A 19,969-nucleotide genomic window follows, 5' to 3' on the forward strand; every position below is an offset into this window, starting at 1 on the left:
ATACTATGCCTCTCCGGGTTGCTTGTCCGAAACGATCTGTGTCATTCCGACCGTAGCGCAGCGAAGGGGAGGAATCTGCTTCTCTGCCGGAAGGCCCGTGCCGGAACGGCAGAGAAGCAGCCCGATGACGGTTTCCCGCCATTTCAAAACCAACTATATCCTGGCTCTTAGACCCGCTCGGCATGAGCCTGGATGTAGTTGTCCAGCTCGTCGCTCGGGCCAATGTAGTGAAACTCCTCGCCGTACTCCAGGCCGTACTTCGCGCCGACGCGCTTGTCGCGATCCAGAAATGCAGCCTGGATATAGGCCTCATTGGCCGCTTCCTGGTTGCCTGCAAATGCAGGCAGCCGCAGACCGCTTGCAGCCAGCGAGTCATTCGTCGACTTCACCATGTTGGTAATCATCGTCCTGCATGAGGCGATGTAGGCGGCCTTCTGCTTCACGGTTGGCCCAATATCGACGACGCGGTTGACGAGTTGCGGCCCACGCGCGAAGTAGTACTTCTCACGCACGCCGTGCACTTTCAGGCCCACCTCGAACTGCTCCGGAAAATCCAGGTGGTCTGCCGCCATCCAGCATGCGGCTTCGACGGCCTGCGCCGCCACATAATGGTCGGGGTTCTCCTCGTAATGCCCCCACGGGTCATAGCTCAGCACGGTGTCGACCTTCAGCAACCGGAACAGGAAGATCAGGCGCACGCGAATCTCCATCCGCGAGACATCGTCCAGACCGTGGTTGCGATACTGCAGGTCGTAGCGCTTCTTCAGCCCTGCCACCTCGACAAACCGCGCCGCGTCCTGCTCGTTGGCAAGAACCGTCTCGCCCAGCGTCAGGTTGTAGGAGTCCTTCTCGTCGTTGCTGACCCGGATGAAGTAGCCGGTGTAGCCCTCGTTCAGCAGCTTGGCCACCGTGCCGCCCGCGAAGATAGGGCCATCGTCCAGATGAGGCGTGATGAGCGCAAAGACCTTGCCCTTATGGGGCTGGCCGGCACTGGCTCGCTCGATAAAGGGTGCCGGTCCGGCGACCGTGGTCTGTGCCATGCCCGGGGTCTGTGCGGCTGTCCCCAGACCAGCCGCTGCCGTCATCCTGAAGAACTCCCTACGCTCCATCGCCACTCCTGCCAACAGCAGATCTACGACTTCAACGCACTCACCAGCTCCGTCCTCGACAGCTTAACCTGTTCCCCTTTGGAGAAGTCCTTAACGGTGAAGAATCCGTTGTTGACCTCATCCTCGCCTACGATGATCATCTTTCGCGCCAGCTTGTCGGCTGCCTCAAAGGATTTCTTCAGCCTCCAGGCGCCGTCGCCCACCTCTACTCCAAGACCGGCACGGCGCAACTCCTGCGCCAGCTTCAGTGCTGCAGGGTTTTGCGCCACCCCCATGGGAGCCACAAAGGCATCGAGCTTCGCCGGCTCGCTCTCTTTCGCCTGGGCCTGCAGGGTCAGGATCAGCCGGTCTTCGCCAATGGCAAAGCCAATTCCCGGAGCCTTCGGCCCTCCCAGCATCTCGCTCAGGCCGTCGTAACGTCCGCCGCCGAGCAGGGCGTTCTGCGTTCCCAGCCCGCTGCCGTCCGGCACGGTGAATTCAAAAGTCGTGCGGGTGTAATAGTCCAGACCGCGCACCAGCCGCGGATCTTCCACATACGGTACGCCACAGGCATCGAGCGCTGCCTTCACCTGCTCGAAGTGCGCACGCGACTCTTCGCTCCAGAACTCCGAGATCTTCGGCAGACCATTGATGATCTCCTGATCGCCGGGGTCCTTCGAGTCAAGCACGCGCAAAGGATTCGTCTCGGCACGGCGCTGGTTGTCCTCGCAAAGCTGATGCTTCACCGGCTCCAGAGCCTCGCGCAGCGCAGCGCCATACCGCTTGCGGTCCTCGGCCGAGCCAACCGAGTTCAGCGCCAGCCGCCAGCCCCTTATCCCAAGCTCGTTCAGCAGCGTCGCCAGCATCTCCAGCACCTCGGCATCGCGCAGCGGAGAGTCCGATCCCGACCATGGCGGCCCCAGCACCTCGGCGCCAATCTGCCAGAACTGGCGATAGCGTCCCCGCTGCGGACGCTCGCGCCGGAACTGCGGCCCGATATAGAAGAGCTTCTGCAGCATGCCGGTGTCGGTCATGCCATGCTCAATGTATGCCCGGACGACCCCGGCAGTGTTCTCCGGGCGAAGCGTAAGCGACTGGCCCTTGTCCGATTCGGCGCGCCCGCGATCCTCCCAGGTGTACATCTCCTTCGAGACAATGTCGGTCTCTTCACCCACGCCGCGCGCAAACAGCTCTGTCACTTCAAAGACAGGCGTGCGAATCTCTCCGAAGCCATAGCGAGCGAAGACCGACCGCGCTGTAGCTTCCACGTGATTCCAAAGGTTCGTATCCGGGGGCAGAAGGTCCCTGGTTCCGCGTACTGCTTTAAGAATTGCCATTTCCATCTCAGTGTAGCGAAATCGGAGAATTGATAAACCCGTCAACAGGTTTTCAGGAAGCTAGTATCATCACTCCGCATGAACTGGCTTCGCCGCCTGACCTCTGATGGAAGCTCAACGATCGTAGCCGCAGCCATCGGCATCACCATGATTGCTGCCGCCATTCTTATCTGGGGACTGCATCTCCCCCAGACGGGGCATCGTGTGCTGCTCGCAGGAATCCTCCTCACGGGAGCGGTCATCCTCCCCCGCCCCATACGCCTCCTGCTTCAGGGAAACTTCAGTGTCGACGTCCTCGCAGTCCTGTCGATCAGCGTAGCCACGATCCTGGGGCAGTACTGGGTCGCGGCCATCGTTATTCTGATGCTCTCTGGTGGAGAGGCTCTCGAATCCTATGCAACCCGCCGTGCTTCGTCCGTCCTCTCGGCCCTCGCCAAACGCATGCCGCAGACCGCCCATCTGGTACACCCCGATGGCTCCATGACTGACATCCACATCGACCAGATCGCCGTCGGCCAGCAGCTACGCCTCTTCCCGAACGAGATCTGCCCCGTCGACGGCACCGTAATCGCCGGGACAGGAAGCATGGACGAGTCCTACCTGACGGGCGAGCCCTTCCAGATCGAAAAGACCAGTGGCAGCACCGTCCTCTCCGGCGCAATCAACGGCTCCGCAGCACTGACCATCCAGGCAACGCGCATCGCTGCAGACTCCCGATACGCCCGCATCGTCGAGGTGCTGCACGCCTCCGAACAACAGCGCCCGAGGATACGGCGGCTCGGCGACAGGATCGGCGTCTGGTACACCCCCCTGGCGCTCGGTATCGCCCTCATCAGCGGCGTCGCCAGCCATTCCATGGAGCGATTCCTCGCCGTCCTGGTAATCGCCACCCCGTGCCCTCTTCTCCTGGCCATCCCGGTAACCGTCATCGGGGCCATCTCCGTCGCGGCCTCACGCGGCATTCTCATTAAAGATCCCTCCATTCTCGAAAAATTCGAGAGCTGCCGCATTCTCGTTGTCGACAAGACAGGAACCCTGACCTACGGCAAACCCTACCTGCGAGACATCGTGAACTACGCTCCGTGGAGCCAGGCAAAGCTGCTGAGCCTGACCGCCAGCCTGGAACGGTATTCGAAGCACCCGCTCGCTGAAGCAATCCTTGACGCTGCCAAGGAGAAGGCGCTACCGCTCGCGGTTGTCAGCAATGTCTCCGAACTTCCAGGCAAGGGCCTGACCGGCCACGTCGAAGGTCATCTGCTCCGCGTGACAGGCCGTGGCAAACTCTCGTCCGAAATGCGCCAGCTCCTTCCTCCGGTTACGCGCGGGCTTGAGTGCATCGTGCTTTGCGATGATGCGTTAGCCGGGGTCTTCCACTTTGAAGACCGCCCACGCTCGGACTCGCGTTCCTTTCTGCGGCACATGGGCAGGCGTCATAGCATCGAGCGCATCGTCATGCTTTCCGGGGATCGACCGCAGGAGGTCGAAGCTTTTGCCGGTTCCATGGGAATCATCGAGGTCCAGGGAGGCATGAGTCCGGAGCAGAAGGTGGAGGAGGTCCGAAAGCTGACAGCGGTGGCCCCCACGCTCTACCTCGGTGACGGAATCAACGACGCTCCCGCGATGATTGCCGCAACTGCCGGCGTTGCGCTCGGACTCAACAGCGACATTACCGCCGAGGCCGCCGGCGCCGTCATCCTCCAGTCGTCGCTCACATCCGTCGATGAGCTGATCCACATCGGCAGACGCATGCGCCGCATCGCGCTCCAAAGCGCAGTCGGGGGCATGGCGCTCAGCCTTCTGGGCATGATCGCAGCCGCACTCGGATATCTCTCTCCCCTCGAAGGGGCCATCGCGCAGGAGGTCATCGATCTCCTCGCCATTCTGAATTCCCTGCGCATGATTCTTCCGACCGGGACCCTCAGCGACTTCCACTCCTCCGAGGCTGCCGCATCCTCGCATCCATGAGATGCTGTGCTGTCGTTCCTTCCTGTTCCGTACTACTCTGGTTCTTTGAATCCGTAAGGAGTAAATCTTTCGATGACCTACGTCGCAAACCCGAATCGATACGAACAGGCGGCCTTCCGGCGCTGCGGACGCTCTGGAATCGTGCTTCCGCCCATCTCCCTCGGCCTCTGGCAGAACTTCGGCGGGGCCGACGTCTTCGAGACAGGACGCGCGATGGTTCTGCGGGCCTTCGATCGCGGAGTGACGCACTTCGATCTCGCCAATAACTATGGCCCTCCCTACGGCTCTGCCGAGGAAAACTTCGGCCATATTCTGCGCAAAAACCTCGCTCCCCACCGCAATGAGCTGATCATCTCCACCAAGGCTGGCTGGGACATGTGGCCCGGACCCTACGGCATCGGAGGCTCGCGCAAATATCTGCTCACCTCGCTCGACGACAGCCTTCGGCGCATGGGCCTGGACTACGTGGATATCTTCTACTCCCACCGGCCCGACATGGATACGCCCCTCGAAGAGACGATGGGTGCGCTGATTCACGCCGTTCGCCAGGGCAAGGCGCTCTATGTGGGGATCTCCTCCTATAGTCCCCAGCGCACTCTCGAAGCCGCCGATATCCTGCGCAGCGAAGGCGTGCCTCTCTTCATCCATCAGCCCTCCTACTCCATGCTGAATCGCTGGATCGAGCAGGAGCTTCTCGGCGTACTCGATACGCTGGGCACAGGCTGCATCGCCTTCTCTCCGCTTGCCCAGGGGCTACTGACCGGCAAATATCTCAAGGGCGTGCCGGAGAACTCCCGCGCCAGCCAGGAAGGCTCACTCAAAAAGGAGTTTCTCAAAGAGGAAAACCTCGCCCACGTCCGCGCCCTCAACGAGATCGCAAAGAGGCGCAATCAGACCCTCGCCCAGATGGCCATCGCCTGGGTGCTGCGAGATTCGCGCGTGACCTCAGCCCTGATCGGAGCACGCAACGTTGATCAGCTCAACGACTCTCTGGACGCTGTGAAGAACCTCACCTTCAGCCCGGAGGAGTTGGCCGAGATCGACAGTCACGCCAAAGAAGGCGACCTCGATCTCTGGAAGGGCGCACGCGAAGGCACCGCCTGATCTACGCGCAACGTCTACTGCGGCCCCGCCTGGCTGCGGGTGAGGATTCCTTCGACATTGCTCTTATCCACCAGCGAGACGCCCGTATCCACAAACGCCGGAAAGGGAGCAAACGGGTCAAGCTCATAGTCCCCCTTCATTGGATTGTCGGTGGGATAGTGATGGCGCTCATCGAGCGCCTTGAGCCCGATGAGCGCCATCGTGTAGGGCTTCTGGGAGATGGTGGAATCGATCACTCCGTCCTTGATCAGCTGCAGCGTGGAGATATCAGTATCCATGGCAACCAGCAGACGACCTGGATCGCCCTCGGCCTTGGCACGACGCAATGTCTCACCGACGTCTCTGCCTGAGGAAGACTGCAGGCAGATGAATCCGTCGATCCGGTCCTTGCCCTTGCGGCCGATATACTCCGCTGCCTTATCCATCGCCAGGCCGGAGTCACCCTTCATGTCGAAGACCTCGACGATATTGATCCCAGGAAAGCCGGAGAAGACATCCTTGTACCCCTTCAGGCGCTCATCCAGGTTCGGCTGGCCCGGCATCGTGAAGAACACGACATTCCCCTTACCGTTTAGCTGTGCCGCCACGCGCTGGCCTCCCAACCTTCCTGCCTGCAGATTGTTCGTTCCAATAAAGTAGAGTCGCTTGCTCGCCGGCGCGTCCGAGTCCATCGTGATGACGGGGATTCCCGCGCCGATCGCCGCGTCAATCTCCGGGCCCACCAGCGCTGGATTCGTCACCGACACCAGGATTCCTGCCGGCTTCAGCGCCACGACAGAGCGTAGCTCCTGCGCCTCCGCCTGCGGGTCGAAATTCTTCGGGCCACGAATGACCGCGGTCACACCGTACTCCGCGGCTGCTTTCCGAAAACCTTCCGCAGCTGTAGTCCAGTAAGGAAGCTGCGTATTTACAGTGACCAGATAGTACTGTTCCTTTTTCGAGTGCCGGGCGCATCCGCTGAGAAGGAGAAATGCGCCTGCCAACATAAGAGAAGTTCCTCTGACCCACATGCTCATCTGGAAACCTCCTAATGAGACATGCTGCCCACTGTTGGATCGACCGGGCCCGTCGGGCAGCACCGTGGCTGCAAGTCGCGGCGGACAAGATCATACGCCTGCCGCAATACCTACCGTGCACCAGCCTCCTCGAAGATAGGAATTCTTCTAAAATCGAATTCAGGATGATCTTGCCCTTTGTCCGCGAGCTCCTCGCGGACCTGGAACACTCCGACGCCTTTGAACGTGTGCGGCGCCATCTGGGCGCCGGATTGGGGCGCCGTCGTGTCTCCGGACTGACCGCTACGGCCCGCGCTCTGTATCTCCCCTATTTTGTTCGCGCTGCACAGGCGCCGGCACTTGTTGTCGTCTCCGACAACAAGGCGGCGGAAGCGCTCCAGACTGCCCTGCTCGCAGCGTGCGAGCTGACCGGAGCGCTCGACTGCAACCAGATTCTGCGGCTCCCCTCCCACGACGTTCTGCCGTTTGAAAATCTTTCGCCCCACTCCGAAATCCAGGAGACCCGCGCCGCAGCGCTCTGGAAGATCTGCGCCGGCGACCGCACCCCCCGGCTGGTCATCGCCCCCATCGAGTCGGCCTGCATGCGCCTCTTCCATCGCGACTACTACGCCGCGCTGGCGCTCCACCTCAAGGTCGGTGAAGAGCACATCCCCGACCTGTTGGTCGAACACCTGCTCTCGGTAGGCTATACGCGCGTCGATGTGGTCGAGATGCCCGGCCAGGTCACCATTCGCGGCGGCATCGTCGATGTCTATCCGCCGGAGCAGGATCGCCCGGTACGCATCGACTTCTTCGGCGACGAGATCGAATCGCTTCGGCGCTTCGACCCCGAGACGCAGCGCTCCAGCGGCTCATTGAACGGGATCATCCTGCTTCCCCTGACCGAGACGCCGGTCACGGAAAAGCTGCTGTCCGCCATCAATGCTCGCCTCACCCGCGCCGGTGCTCCAGGAGCCGCGCTCGAAGGCGGCGAGGAACCGGTGGAGCTTCAGACGCACGTCGCAACGCGCACTGGCGAGGCAACGGTCTTCCCCGGATGGGAGTTCTTCGCTCCGGTCGCGGGCGCCACGCAGACCTTGCTCGATCTTCTCGGTCCTACGACACGCGTCTTCATCGAAGAGCCCGCCATGGTCAAGAACCAGGGCGAGCGCTGGTGGAACAAGGTCGAGCAGCGCCACGACCGCTCCGGCATCGGCTCTCTCGTTCGCCCGGAGGATATCTATATCTCTCCGTGGGATCTCGACGATCGCCTCCGACGAACCACAGGGTGCGATCTCGATCAGCTGGGAGCCGTTGATGTCCTCGACGCCACCGGCTCAGAACTCTCGGAGATCGAGTTCGCCACGCGTCCCACGCAGCGATTCCACGGTTCTATTCCTGCGCTTATCGATGCGCTGAACTCGCTGATGCAGCAGGAGGCCCGGGTTATTTTGGCAGCTTCGAACCAGGGCGACGTCGAGCGCCTGGCCAGCATGCTGCAGGAGTACCACGTTCCCTACCGGCTGGGATCGCGCAGCGATCAGCCCGGCTCCTCTAACGTCTACTCGGAGTCGGCCTACCTGGCCGGAGACCTGCGCACTCCCGTCATCGTCAAGACGCACATCGCCAATGGTGTTCAGATCCTCGACGTCGACAAGGCGACCGCTCGCCAGATCATCGTCTTCGGGGCACAGGATCTCTCCGACGAGGCCGACGTTGCGCCGCGCCCCGTGCGCCGTGGCAAATCCAAATCATCAGCCTTCATCTCGGACTTCCGCGACCTGAAGGTCGGCGACTATGTCGTCCACGTCGAGCACGGCATCGCCCGCTACATGGGCCTGCGCGTTATCGAGGAGAACGGTCAGCCTCCGCTGGAGCTGATGATCCTCGAGTTTGCCGACGAGGCCAAGCTCTACGTCCCGCTCACGCGACTGGACCTCATCCAGAAGTACCGCTCGACGGAGACCGGCCCCGCACCGCAGCTCAACAAGCTGGGCTCGCCCGCCTGGCAGAAGACCAAGGCACGCGTCAAGAAGGCCATGGCCGACATGACGGGCGAGTTGCTGAAGCTGTACGCGCAGCGCGAGGCCGCGCAGGGCACTCCCTTCTCTCCCGACACCAATATGCAGCGGGAGTTCGAGGATGCCTTCGACTTCAACGAGACCGACGACCAGCTGAACGCTATCACGGACATCAAGGCCGACATGGAATCGCCGCGTCCGATGGATCGTCTGCTCTGCGGAGACGTTGGCTATGGCAAGACCGAAGTAGCCATGCGCGCCGCCTTCAAGGCCGTTCAGGACGGCAAGCAGGTCGCGGTGCTTACCCCGACGACCGTCCTCAGCTTCCAGCACTTCGAATCCTTCAAGCGCCGCTTCGCCAACTTCCCGGTCAACATCGAGATGATCTCTCGCTTCAGAACTGCGAAGGAGCAGAAGGACATCCTCGAAAAGGTCGCGGACGGCAAGGTCGACATCCTCATCGGAACGCATCGCCTGCTCTCGAAGGACCTCAAGTTTCAGGACCTCGGCCTGCTCGTCGTCGATGAAGAGCAGCGCTTCGGCGTGCGCCACAAGGAACGCCTGAAGCAGATGCGCGCCGCCATCGACGTGCTCTCCATGTCTGCCACCCCCATCCCGCGCACGCTGCACATGTCGCTGATCGGTCTGCGCGATATGAGCGTGATCGAGACGCCGCCGAAGGATCGCATGGCCATCCAGACCATCGTCGCCAAGTTCGACGAAAAACTCGTCCGCACCGCGGTCGAGATGGAGCTGGAACGCGGCGGACAGGTCTACTTCGTCCACAATCGCGTGGAGTCGATCTACGACCTCGCCTCCAAAATTCGAGAGCTTGTCCCCCACGCCCGCATCGTCATCGGCCACGGACAGCTGCCAGAAGCGGAGCTGGAGCGCGTGATGCTCTCCTTCATGAACCACGAGTACGACGTGCTGGTGGCGACCTCCATCATCGAGAACGGTCTCGATATTCCCCTGGCCAACACCATCATCATCAACCGCGCCGACCGCCACGGGCTCAGCGAGCTCTATCAGCTTCGCGGCCGCGTTGGACGCTCCAATCGCCGCGCTTACGCCTACCTGCTGATCCCTCCGGACACGGAGCTGACCGAGATCGCGCGCCGCCGCCTCGCCGCCCTCAAGGAGTTCTCCGACCTCGGCGCCGGCTTCAAGATCGCCGCACTCGACCTGGAGCTGCGCGGAGCCGGAAACATGCTCGGCGGAGAACAGAGCGGCCACATCGAGGCCATCGGGTTCGAGATGTACACCTCCATGCTCGAAGAGGCTGTGCGCAAGATCAAGGGCGAAGGAGAAGAACCGGCGCACGCCACGACCGTGGTGAACCTCGGAATCTCCGTCCGCATCGACGCCGACTACATCCCGGAAGAGAACCAGCGGCTTCGCATGTACAAGCGTATCGCCGGAGCAGAAGACTATGCGGCCCTTACCGATGTCCGGGCCGAGTTGCAGGACCGCTACGGCGCTCTGCCTGAGACGGTCGAAAATCTTCTTACCGCGGGTGAGATTCGCCTGCACGCCCAGCAGCTAGGCATCGCCCAGATCGATCGCAAGCGCACCCAGATCGAGCAGAACAAGGTCAAAGCCTTCGTCGAGATGCTGCACGTCAAATTTGCCGAGGGCGAAGACGGATCTGGTAAGACCATCGATCCAGCCATATTGATGAAGCTCGTCAGCCGCAACACAAAACGTGGAGCCCAGTTCACCCCGCAAGGTATTCTGCGCTGGCCACTTTCCAGCGCGAACTCCGAAGAGGTGCTGCTCGAGACCATCGCCCTGCTGGATTCCCTCGACACGACGGCTGCCACGGTCTAAGCCTCGCAGACCCTCCTCGCCAGAGAAAGGCTGTGGAAAAATCAGTGACCAATGACGAAGAAAAGCGATTTTTCTGCGCAATTTTGTGCGACAAAGGCAGTATCATCGCCCTCAAATCAATGGAGGGTCGCGCATGCATGAAACCATCCGCGTGGGCGGAATGAATATCACCTTTCTCATGACCCGCCACGAGACCGCCGATGCTCTGGACCTGTTGGAGGTGACCATTCCTCCCGGCGACAGCGTCGTCGTCCCCCACACCCATCTCAACTACGATGAATGGGTTCTGGGTCTGAACGGGACTACCACCTGGACCCTGAATGGCGAGATTCAACTGCTGCATCCCGGCGAAAGTCTCTTCATCCCCCGCGGAACGCCGCACTTCTTCGCCAACGTGCATGAAGAAGTAGGCAGAGTCGTGTGCCTGCAGACCCCTGGAGTCATGGGCCCGGAGTACTACCGCGAGATCGCAAGGCACTATCAATGCGAGCATGTCGACCCCGCCGGAATTCGCGACGTAATGTGCCGCTACGGCGTCGATCCTCTGATGCGACCGGAATCCACAGAAAGAATTGTGGATGAAGCAACAGAACAAATACCGCTTCAGGACAAAACCATTTTGCATTGACGCCTGCAAGTGGACTACGACACCAATCGTTGAAGCGCCATAACACTGCGCGCTTAAAGAAGTGACCTCTCGACCGAACGCCCAAACGACCGCAGCGGAGAGCCCTGCCCTGAGCGAAGTCGAATGGGCCCCCGCATGTTCCTCCACTCCATCCAGGCAAACATCCAATCCACGCATCTGGATGTGTCATCCCGAGCGAAGCTTCCCGCGGCTTTATCGCGAGAAGCGCAGTCGAAGGATCTGCGGCCCCTCTTCCGGAAAGCCCAAATCCGGGTGCCCCATTTTCGCGACAGTCTCATCGTCGCCAAGGTGGGTATTCGAGCGAAGCTCGAACCGTCCTCATCCTGTCGCCTATCCAATCCCACGAACTCCAACTGTTTCATCCTGAGCGAAGCCCGAAGGGCGCAGTCGAAGGATCTGCGGTTCCACACTTCGCATCGACGAAACCAGATGCCTGCGTCGCAGCGGTCCCACGTATTTCTCCCACATTGCCCCAGGCATTCACGGAGAGGCCCGCCTCTCCCAAAGCCGCCTCGTGTCTTACACTGCTTGCAGAAGCTACGTTATGGTCATTCGTCCTCTTCTCACCTGTCTTCTGGGGTTCGCCATGCTCACTCCTGCCGCACCTGCCCAACGGCTCTCCGCCGATGGCGCCATGCAGACCTTCCACTTTGTCAGCGAACAGTACTTCTCCGATGTGCTGTTTCATTTTTCGCCGACCTACGGCACCCAGTCCGGCCTCCACCAGTACGACACGCAGCTTGAGGACTACTCCGCTGCCGGAGTGCAGAAGCAGATCGCCGCTCTTCACGCCTACGAAAAAAAGATCGAGGAGATCCCCGCCGACGGCCTCGATGCTCCCATTGCCGCCGACCGCCAGATCCTGCTGAACAGCATCCGTTCGCAGCTCCTCTCGCTCGAAGTCATTCGCAACTGGGAAAAGAACCCGGACCTCTACTCGAGCGGCGTGACCAACTCCATCTTCGTCCTGATGGAGCGGCCCTTCGCTCCACCCAATGCACGCCTGCGCTCCGTCGTCGAGCGTGAGAAGCAGATCCCGCAGGTCTTCGTGGAGGCGCGAAAGAATCTCAAAAATCCTCCGCACATCTTTACCGAGATTGCCCTCGAACAGATCGACGGCCTCATCAGCTTCTTCGAGAAGGATGTCCCGGCCGCCTTCGTCGATGCCGACGACGCACAGGCCAAAGCCGACTTCGCACGGACCAACGCTGCTGTCATTCAGTCGCTGAAGGAATATGCAGCGTGGATGAAGTCTGACCTGCTTCCCCGCTCCAACGGCGACTATCGTCTCGGCGCTGATACCTTCGCGAAGAAACTTGCCTACGACGAGATGGTCGATATCCCGCTCGATCGCCTGCTGCAGATCGCAATGAACGATCTCCACCGCAATCAAGCCGAGTTCGCACGCATCGCCAAACAAGTCGATCCCACGAAGACTCCGCAGCAGGTACTCGCAGAGCTGGCAACGATCCACCCCGCCCCCGACAAGCTGCTGTCCTCCTTCCAGGGAACCTTCGACTCACTGATCTCCTTTATTCGCGCCCACAAGATCATCACCATCCCCAGCGATGTGCAGCCTACGCTCGAAGAGACGCCGCCCTTCATGCGGGCCACCACGTTCGCCTCCATGGACCCGCCGGGGCCGTTCGAGACCCGCTCCACCAAGGCCTACTTCAATGTCACACTACCGGAGAAAGACTGGACCTCGGCTCACGTCGCCGAACACATGGCCAGCTTCAACGTCGGAACCATCATCTCGACCAGCGTGCATGAAGCCTATCCCGGGCACTACGTTCAGTTCCTCTGGCAGAATCAGTTTCCCTCGAAGATCCGCAAGCTCATCGGCGCAAACTCCAACATCGAGGGCTGGGCCCACTACACCGAAGAGATGATGCTCGAAGAGGGCTACGCCGCGCCACCGCCCAACGCCACTCCCGAACAGGTGCGCGAATCAAGGCTCATCCACCTCGGTCAGCTTCAGGATGCTCTGCTGCGCGATGCCCGTTTTGTCAACGCCATCAAGCTCCACACCGGCCTTGGCGAACCCGACGGCAAGTGGACGATCGATCAGGCCGTGGACTTCTTCGTCAAGGAAGGCTATCAGTCGCGCTCCGTCGGCCTGGTCGAAACCAAACGCGGAACCGTCGATGCAACCTACCTGTATTACACCCTTGGCAAACTTGAGATTATGAAACTGAGAGACGACCTCAAAAAGAAGCAGGGAGCGGCCTTCAACCTCGAAACCTTTCACGACAATTTCATGCGTCAGGGCTTTGCGCCCATTAAGGTCATCCGAAAAGCCATGCTGCACGACGATTCGCCGGTACTTTAAGACCTGTTCGGGAAGCAGCTCTTCTCTTCCCGAACTCTAAGTCCTTGCCGGCATTTCCAATAACCAAACTTGCATCCAAAGGAAATATGACTCAGAAGATACGAAAAGCAGTGTTTCCCGCAGCAGGTCTCGGAACCAGATTCCTCCCCGCAACCAAAGCGACGCCGAAAGAGATGCTCGTGCTCGTCGACAAGCCCCTCATCCAATATGGAGTCGAAGAGGCAGTCGCCGCCGGATGCACCGAGATCATCATCGTTACGGGCCGTGGCAAGACCACGATGGAAGACCACTTCGACAAATCCTTCGAGCTTGAGGCCTCTCTCGCGGCCAAGAACAAGACGGCCCTGCTTGAGATCGCACGCTCTGTATCGAAGCTCGCCAAGATCACCTACACCCGCCAGGCCGAGCCCCTCGGTCTCGGACACGCCGTCCTGCAGGCCAAAGAGATCGTCGGCAACGAGCCCTTCGCCGTCATCCTCCCCGACGATATCGTCGATGCCAAAGTTCCCTGCATGAAGCAGATGGTCGAGGCATTCGAAGAGACCGGCTCCACCATCCTCGGCTCCGAGATCGTCGAAGGCGCCGCCATCTCCGCATACGGCTGCCTTGCCGTCACGCCCGATCCAAAGAATCCGCGCCTGCTCGCCGTCAGCGACATGATCGAGAAACCCAAGCCTGAAGAAGCACCCTCACAAAACGCCATCATCGGCCGCTACATCCTCACGCCGCGCATCTTCGAGATGCTCGAGACCATCACTCCCGGAGCAGGCGGCGAGCTGCAACTCACCGACGGCATCAAGGCGCTGCTCCAGCACGAGAAGGTCTACGGCTTCACCTATGAGGGCAAGCGCCACGACGCCGGCGACAAGCTCGGCTTCCTCAAGGCCACGGTCGAGTTCGGACTCAAGCACGACAAGCTCGGAGCCGACTTCAAGACATGGCTCAAGCAGTTCCCGCTGTGATTTCGCACGCATAGAGCGCTCACGGTTCAGCGTGAGCACTATAAACGGGTGCCCCATCTTCGCGACGGTCTCATCGTCGCGAAGATGGGTTTGTTCAAGCGAAGCCCGAACCGTTCTCCACGTCCATATAATCCTGCTCAACCGAGAGGAACCAGCGATGAAAGCTTTCAACGAACAAAGCGCCGTTCAATTTCTCAAAGATGTTCGCAGGCCCCTGCTCTCGCTGCACAAATCGATTATCGATCACGAACGCGCAGCCTATGAGAAGGCACACGGTCCAGTCACGCCCGCAGCGTTTCTGCAGCAACTGATCAGCGGAGCAGACTTCCGCTGGATCGCGCCCCTCTCGACCGCAATCGCGAACATCGATGAGCTCCTTGACGATGAGAAAATAACCGCCGACAACCGGATTGCAGGAGCACAGGCGATTGCCACGCTCTTCGAATCAGGCGCACCCGACAACGCGTTTCGCAAGCGTTACCTTGTTCTCCTGCAGGAGAGCCCGGCCATCCTCCACGAACACGGCAGAGTCGTTCAGGCATTACGCGATGTCGAGTAGAACGAACTGATCCACCCCGGACCCCGCATCGTTCACACTTCGTCGATCATCAAACTGTCCGTAGAATCACTTACGGAGCCTAAATGCCCTCACTCTTCGATCCAATCCAGGTAGGCGACCTTCACCTTCCCAACCGCATCTTCATGGCGCCTTTAACGCGTCTGCGTGGCACCGCTGACCACATTCCCACGCCCATCATGGTGGAGTACTACACGCAGCGCACCGGCGCCGGGCTCATCATCTCCGAGGGAATTCCGGTCGATCCCATGGGCGTCGGCTATCAGAACGTCCCCGGCATCTGGTCCCCCGAGCAGGTCGAGGCCTGGAAGCCGATCACGCGCGCCGTGCACGAGAGAGGCGGCCACATCTTCGCGCAGATCTGGCATGTAGGCCGCATCTCCGACCCGGAGCTTCTCGACGGGCGCCAGCCTGTAGCCCCAAGCGCAATCGCAGCTACAGGACACGTTAGCCTTCTGCGACCCAAGCGTCCCTATCCTGTTCCTCGCGCCCTTGAGACGGTCGAGGTCAAACAGGTCGTCGAGGCCTTCCGGCGCGGCGCACAAAATGCTCAGCTCGCCGGATTCGATGGCGTTCACCTGCACTCCGCCAATGGCTACCTTCTCGATCAGTTCCTGCAGGATGGCTCCAACCACCGCACGGACGAGTACGGCGGTCCGCTCGAAAATCGCGCTCGCCTTCTTCTGGAATCAACCGACGCTGCCATCTCGGTCTTCGGCTCCGGACGCGTCGGCGTCCACCTTGCGCCGCGCGGAGACTCACACGGCATCTCCGACTCCAACCCCACGGCCACCTTCAGCTACGTGGCCGCGGAGCTTGGCAGGCGAAAGATCGCCTTTATCGCCGCCCGCGAGCATGTGGGTCCCGATAGCCTCGGTCCACACCTCAAACAGCTCTTCGGCGGCATCTTTGTTGCCAACGAAGCCATGGACCAGAAGATCGGCCAGCAGCTCCTCGACGAAGGCAAGGCGGATGCCGTCGCCTTTGGCAAGCTCTTCATCGCCAACCCCGACCTTCCTGCCCGCTTCGCCCGTAACGCGGAACTCAACCGGCCCGAGCCAAACACCTTCTACGCCCCCGGCCCGCACGGCTACACCGACTATCCCTCGCTCGCGGAATAAATCGAGCATTCACAAACCGGCAGAACGCTCGTTATATTTTCTGCATCACATGGAGAGTTATTCCATCGACGGAGAGAGGAAAGATGCCAGAGACGAAAGGACCGAACGACTCGATCACGCGCGAAAAGCTGGTCGATCTGCTTAACGAAGATCTGGAACGGGAGTACCAGGCGATCATCGCCTACGTTACCTATTCACAGGTGCTTAAAGGCGCTCAGTATATGAATATCGCAAACGAGCTCCAGGTTCACGCAACCGAAGAGTTAAATCATGCCCTTAAGATCAGCTATTGGGTCGATCTGCTTGGCGGCATGCCTGCCGTTGTACCGAAGGGCGTAAAGACCTCCGACAAGGCCGAGGACATGCTGCGTTTCGATCTCGACAGCGAGAAGGAGACCATCCGCAACTACCGGCGGCGGGTCAAGCAGGCCGATGAGCTGAACGAGTTCGCCCTCAGCGAGGATCTCCGTGAGATTCTCCGCGACGAGCAGGACCACCTCAACGCGCTGGCCACGGCACTCGGCATCGACACTCCCGACCCCGGAATCGCGGACGCGTAAATTCTTCCTAAAAGAGAAAGCCTGCGGAATGCAGGCTTTCTCTTTTTTAACCCGGCTCCAGGATAGAGCTGAATCGAATTCCGCCCCCGTCATTCTGAGCCGAAGGCGAAGAATCCCTGTATTTCCCTCGAAGCGCCACAAATGCTTCAATCCCGAAATCAAACCACCTCGCCTCACAACGAGAGAAGACAGATCAGAACGTAAACGCCACGCCCACCGTATACCGGTCCTGTAGAAACTTCTTCTCCGGACCCTCGCGAATCACCAGCGTGTCATAGGTCTCATCCAGCGCGTGGGAGTCGAAGTCCTGATAGCTGTTCGCGATAATGTCAGGATTTTTGCTCCATGTCTCGCGAAAATCCGCACGCAGCATCAGCCGCGGTGTCACCCTGTACTTCACGCCTGCGCCATACTGCATCCCGATCTGGAAGATTCCTCCTCCATCCAGCGGAGGCGTGCTGCCAAAATCGAACGCTGCCTTGATCAGGCCGATGTTCTTTAACCCCAGCGTAAACGGCCCCGCCGGCTTCTTCAGCGGAGCACCGTTCAGCGCCACAAGCTGCAACACCGGCCCTACCGCGGCATATGGCCGCCACCGCGAGGTAGGCTTTGTCGCATGGATCAGCAGGTTGTATTCAAACTGCCGCGTCACCAGTCCTACCGGATAAATGTCCAGGTCTTGATCGCCGAGGATGACGTCCGTGCCCGGCGGAATCGTTACATCCGCCGTAGCCAGCCTGTACTTCACCTGCTGTCGAAAGTAGGAAAACTCATTGGAGAAGTGCTTCCAGCTGTTGACCGTTACCGACCCGCCCGCGGCCCATCCATCTGCAACATCGTCCGCTAAAAAAAGGAAGTATGTGTCTTTGTTGGGATCGGACGAGTACTCAACGACTCCTACCGCGGACAGATAATCCTCACGCATGTGCATGTAGCCGCCCTGCAGCGCAAACTCATATCGCGGAGGATCCCACTTGTGGCTCTCCTTCGCCTTCGCGATCGCCGCCAGGTCCTCCGGACTTGGAGCCGGATTGAACTCGCCCGGCTGCCGATGATGCAGCCCCGTCACATTTGAGCGGTCCGAGCCTGAGACACTGCCGCTCGTTCCAAATCCCTTATAGTCTGCGCCTGAGGCGTCCGTCTTCCTCCACGATCCCGTATCCTGCGGCAGCTCGCGCGAGCTGCGCAGATAATTCCGCACCTTGAAGCTACCCGAGATGCCTTGATAGATCAGGTTGCCGCGAAAGAGGTCGCTCCGTATCGTGAGAGAAGTGTCGCGGAATGCCCGCTGCGCCCGTGGCGGTGGGGGCGCGGCCTCCGGGGTGACCGCCCGCGGGTGATCGCATCCGTTCAGCGTAACCACCGCGACTTCGCCGTCCGTCAGCAGCCGGTCGCCGGTCGAGTTGTACGCATCGTGCGGAACCCACGGCCGGTCCACCATATCCAGATGGTCCACACACCCGGTAAACATCAGGTCGTTCACCACCTTCGAGCGCTCGTTATCGATGTGCTCGTCGATCACGTGGATAAACGTCTTCTGCTTGCGCGAGAACGCAATCCCGATGTCCTGCGTCGAGGAAGAGGTCAGCACCGTCTGACCTTCATACTGCTTGTCCGTCGGAAAGATGCGAAGATGATGCCGCGACGCAAAGGTGTTAGTCGTCTTGCTCAACGTCTCCACTGGAGCACGTTCATCCAGCAGCAGCACCGACATCGGAGCCTGCGTATACGTTTGGTTGCCGGCCAGCGTCTTCACTGTCTTGAAGGTCGAGGCCGCATACAGATCGTCCGTCGTCAGCCATCCCGAGGCCTTGAAGGCCCGGTCCAGCGCGGCAGGCGACCCTACGAAGACAAGATTGGTGATGTCGGAAACTTTATTGGATCCCTTCGTGCGCGTCCGGAACGGAAGTGTCTTCACAAACGCCTGCAGACTCTCTCGCTGTGCAGCATCCGTTGCCGAAGGCGTGACCGTCGGTGGATACACCTTGTCCGTCAGCAGCGGACTGGAATCTACCAGGATCAGCTCTGTTCCTGCCGGATACAGGATCTCCGGCTCCGCAAAACCCAGCACGCCCGAACCCGCCGAGGACGCAAAGATATACGCCACCGGATCGATGCCCGCAAATGAGAGCACGCCATTTTCCGCTGTATTGCCGATCGTTCCGGTCGAGCGTATTCCCTGGATCTTCCCCTGATCGGTGACCTTCTCCTGCGCGTTCTCCACCTCGTAAACACGCGCGCTTATCTCCAGCACCCGGCCATCGGTCAGAGTCATCTTATTCCACTCGATCGTCAGGGAGGCCGTCTCGTGCTTGAAACCCCACCCGACCGAATCCGCCTGCACCACCTTGCCCTCAAACGTTGAGGCCGCAGGCACAAGAATCTCCCCCTTCACCACAACCGGGGTGATGGAGAGCGCCTTCACCAAATCGCCCTCGTGCGTGGTCCGCGAGGAGAGCTCCTGGGTAAGCCGCACCGAGTACCGGCTCCCCGCAGGAACTCCCTTCACTGTTCCCAGCTCGCTCAGCGGAACCGCATAGATAGCTGTTCCGGTCGGCGAGAACAGCGACAAAACTTCTCCATCCGTTCTCCACCGCCCTTTGTTGACTCGATTGTCTTTCAGCTGCACCATCGCGTCGCCATTGGGAAACACCTGCAGGAACTTCGGAGCGGTCTGCGATGTCTCGGGAGGCGTATAGATCGCACTCAGCTCTGTCCCCAGCAGCACACCCAGACTTCCTGTCTTCGACTCGCCAGCCGACGTATAGCTCAACGTGGTGTCATCGTGAAACTCCGGCGAGCTTGCGGCCGGAATCAGCCCGGGGATTGCATTGTCGTCCCCCACCACCAGCACCGGCTGGTGGGTCGACTCATCCTCCCCGCTCAGGCAAAAGGCCCAGCTCTCATCCGGAGAGTTTGTCTCGATGATCTTCGCTGCGTTAAATGGAACGGCCCCCAGCTCCCGCCGGCGCCCCGTATCCAGGTCGTAGTAACGCAGCACATATTTTTTGAAGGCAATCTGCTTCTCCTGGCCCGAAACAATCACCAGCGCTCCCGCCCCATCCCGCACTCTCCAGGCGGCCAGCGCATGCGGAGCGATCTTGCGCGCCTTCTTGCCCTTCTCCATAATCTGCGCCTCGCCATCGATGTGGCCCGGCTTGCGCACAATCGTAATTGGAGCCGGCGCCTCGGCCGCCCCCTGTTGCGCGTGCCCGACAGGCGCCATCAGAACACCAAGCAAAAGCCACAAACCAACGCGCAAAGATCTTCCCGGAAGACACACAGCATGCAAATCCATCACGGCCTCTTTAGGTTTGTTTTAGAAAGGGATGGGCCCCACCCCGCAAGAGCATGATAGACCTGCACATGCGTCTGCGATATCCCACCATCGCAGCAGCAGCCTGCTCTCCTGTCTACACCAGGGTCTC

14 protein-coding genes are annotated in these 19,969 nt (G+C 60.2%); 9 read left to right on the forward strand and 5 right to left on the reverse strand.

Translation table 11 applies throughout. From position 1 onward, the window contains the following. Window positions 1-3: 3 nt before the first annotated feature. Genes GWR55_RS12460 through hisS form a run of 3 tightly spaced genes read right to left on the reverse strand, consistent with a single transcriptional unit; the run spans window position 4 to window position 2,425 of the window. Window positions 4-147: a hypothetical protein gene (locus GWR55_RS12460; RefSeq protein WP_162402554.1), complete on the reverse strand. Its 144-nt coding sequence runs from the start codon at window positions 145-147 to the stop codon at window positions 4-6. Between the two features lie 20 nt (window positions 148-167). Further along, window positions 168-1,109: a PIG-L deacetylase family protein gene (locus GWR55_RS12465; protein ID WP_162402555.1), complete on the reverse strand. Its 942-nt coding sequence runs from the start codon at window positions 1,107-1,109 to the stop codon at window positions 168-170. A 23-nt stretch (window positions 1,110-1,132) separates the two neighbouring features. Continuing rightward, window positions 1,133-2,425 carry a histidine--tRNA ligase gene (hisS, locus tag GWR55_RS12470; protein ID WP_162402556.1) on the reverse strand — a complete coding sequence of 431 codons (1,293 nt, stop codon included), beginning with the start codon at window positions 2,423-2,425 and terminating at the stop codon, window positions 1,133-1,135. Between the two features lie 78 nt (window positions 2,426-2,503). On the opposite strand from hisS, the gene GWR55_RS12475 reads away from it, so the two are divergent. Both GWR55_RS12475 and mgrA read left to right on the forward strand, forming a co-directional pair. Continuing rightward, window positions 2,504-4,390: a heavy metal translocating P-type ATPase gene (locus GWR55_RS12475; protein WP_162402557.1), complete on the forward strand. Its 1,887-nt coding sequence runs from the start codon at window positions 2,504-2,506 to the stop codon at window positions 4,388-4,390. A gap of 72 nt (window positions 4,391-4,462) precedes the next feature. Beyond that, window positions 4,463-5,494, forward strand: a complete 1,032-nt coding sequence (gene mgrA / locus GWR55_RS12480) for an L-glyceraldehyde 3-phosphate reductase (protein ID WP_162402558.1) — start codon at window positions 4,463-4,465, stop codon at window positions 5,492-5,494. Between the two features lie 14 nt (window positions 5,495-5,508). On the opposite strand, the gene GWR55_RS12485 is transcribed toward mgrA, so the two are convergent. After that, entirely contained in the window at window positions 5,509-6,510 is a 1,002-nt protein-coding gene (locus GWR55_RS12485; RefSeq protein ID WP_162402559.1) for a substrate-binding domain-containing protein, read from the reverse strand. Between the two features lie 164 nt (window positions 6,511-6,674). On the opposite strand from GWR55_RS12485, the gene mfd reads away from it, so the two are divergent. From mfd to GWR55_RS12520, 7 genes are all read left to right on the forward strand, one after another. Further along, window positions 6,675-10,340 carry a transcription-repair coupling factor gene (gene mfd / locus GWR55_RS12490; protein WP_162402560.1) on the forward strand — a complete coding sequence of 1,222 codons (3,666 nt, stop codon included), beginning with the start codon at window positions 6,675-6,677 and terminating at the stop codon, window positions 10,338-10,340. A gap of 133 nt (window positions 10,341-10,473) precedes the next feature. Further along, window positions 10,474-10,968 (forward strand): cupin domain-containing protein, encoded by a 495-nt coding sequence (locus tag GWR55_RS12495; protein WP_162402561.1) that lies wholly within the window; start codon window positions 10,474-10,476, stop codon window positions 10,966-10,968. Between the two features lie 565 nt (window positions 10,969-11,533). After that, on the forward strand, window positions 11,534-13,321 hold the full coding sequence (locus GWR55_RS12500; protein WP_238398382.1) for a DUF885 domain-containing protein: 1,788 nt from the start codon (window positions 11,534-11,536) through the stop codon (window positions 13,319-13,321). Between the two features lie 86 nt (window positions 13,322-13,407). Beyond that, window positions 13,408-14,283 carry a UTP--glucose-1-phosphate uridylyltransferase GalU gene (galU, locus tag GWR55_RS12505; protein ID WP_162402562.1) on the forward strand — a complete coding sequence of 292 codons (876 nt, stop codon included), beginning with the start codon at window positions 13,408-13,410 and terminating at the stop codon, window positions 14,281-14,283. 157 nt (window positions 14,284-14,440) lie between these two features. Beyond that, window positions 14,441-14,842, forward strand: a complete 402-nt coding sequence (locus tag GWR55_RS12510) for a hypothetical protein (protein WP_162402563.1) — start codon at window positions 14,441-14,443, stop codon at window positions 14,840-14,842. Between the two features lie 83 nt (window positions 14,843-14,925). Continuing rightward, window positions 14,926-15,981 carry an alkene reductase gene (locus GWR55_RS12515; RefSeq protein WP_162402564.1) on the forward strand — a complete coding sequence of 352 codons (1,056 nt, stop codon included), beginning with the start codon at window positions 14,926-14,928 and terminating at the stop codon, window positions 15,979-15,981. An 83-nt stretch (window positions 15,982-16,064) separates the two neighbouring features. Then, window positions 16,065-16,541, forward strand: a complete 477-nt coding sequence (locus GWR55_RS12520; protein ID WP_162402565.1) for a bacterioferritin — start codon at window positions 16,065-16,067, stop codon at window positions 16,539-16,541. A gap of 193 nt (window positions 16,542-16,734) precedes the next feature. Here the strand turns inward: GWR55_RS12520 and GWR55_RS12525 are convergent, their stop codons facing one another. Continuing rightward, entirely contained in the window at window positions 16,735-19,803 is a 3,069-nt protein-coding gene (locus GWR55_RS12525; protein ID WP_162402566.1) for an LssY C-terminal domain-containing protein, read from the reverse strand. Window positions 19,804-19,969: the final 166 nt, after the last annotated feature.

The organism is Edaphobacter sp. 12200R-103 (assembly GCF_010093025.1).
In the GTDB taxonomy this organism is placed as follows: domain Bacteria; phylum Acidobacteriota; class Terriglobia; order Terriglobales; family Acidobacteriaceae; genus Edaphobacter.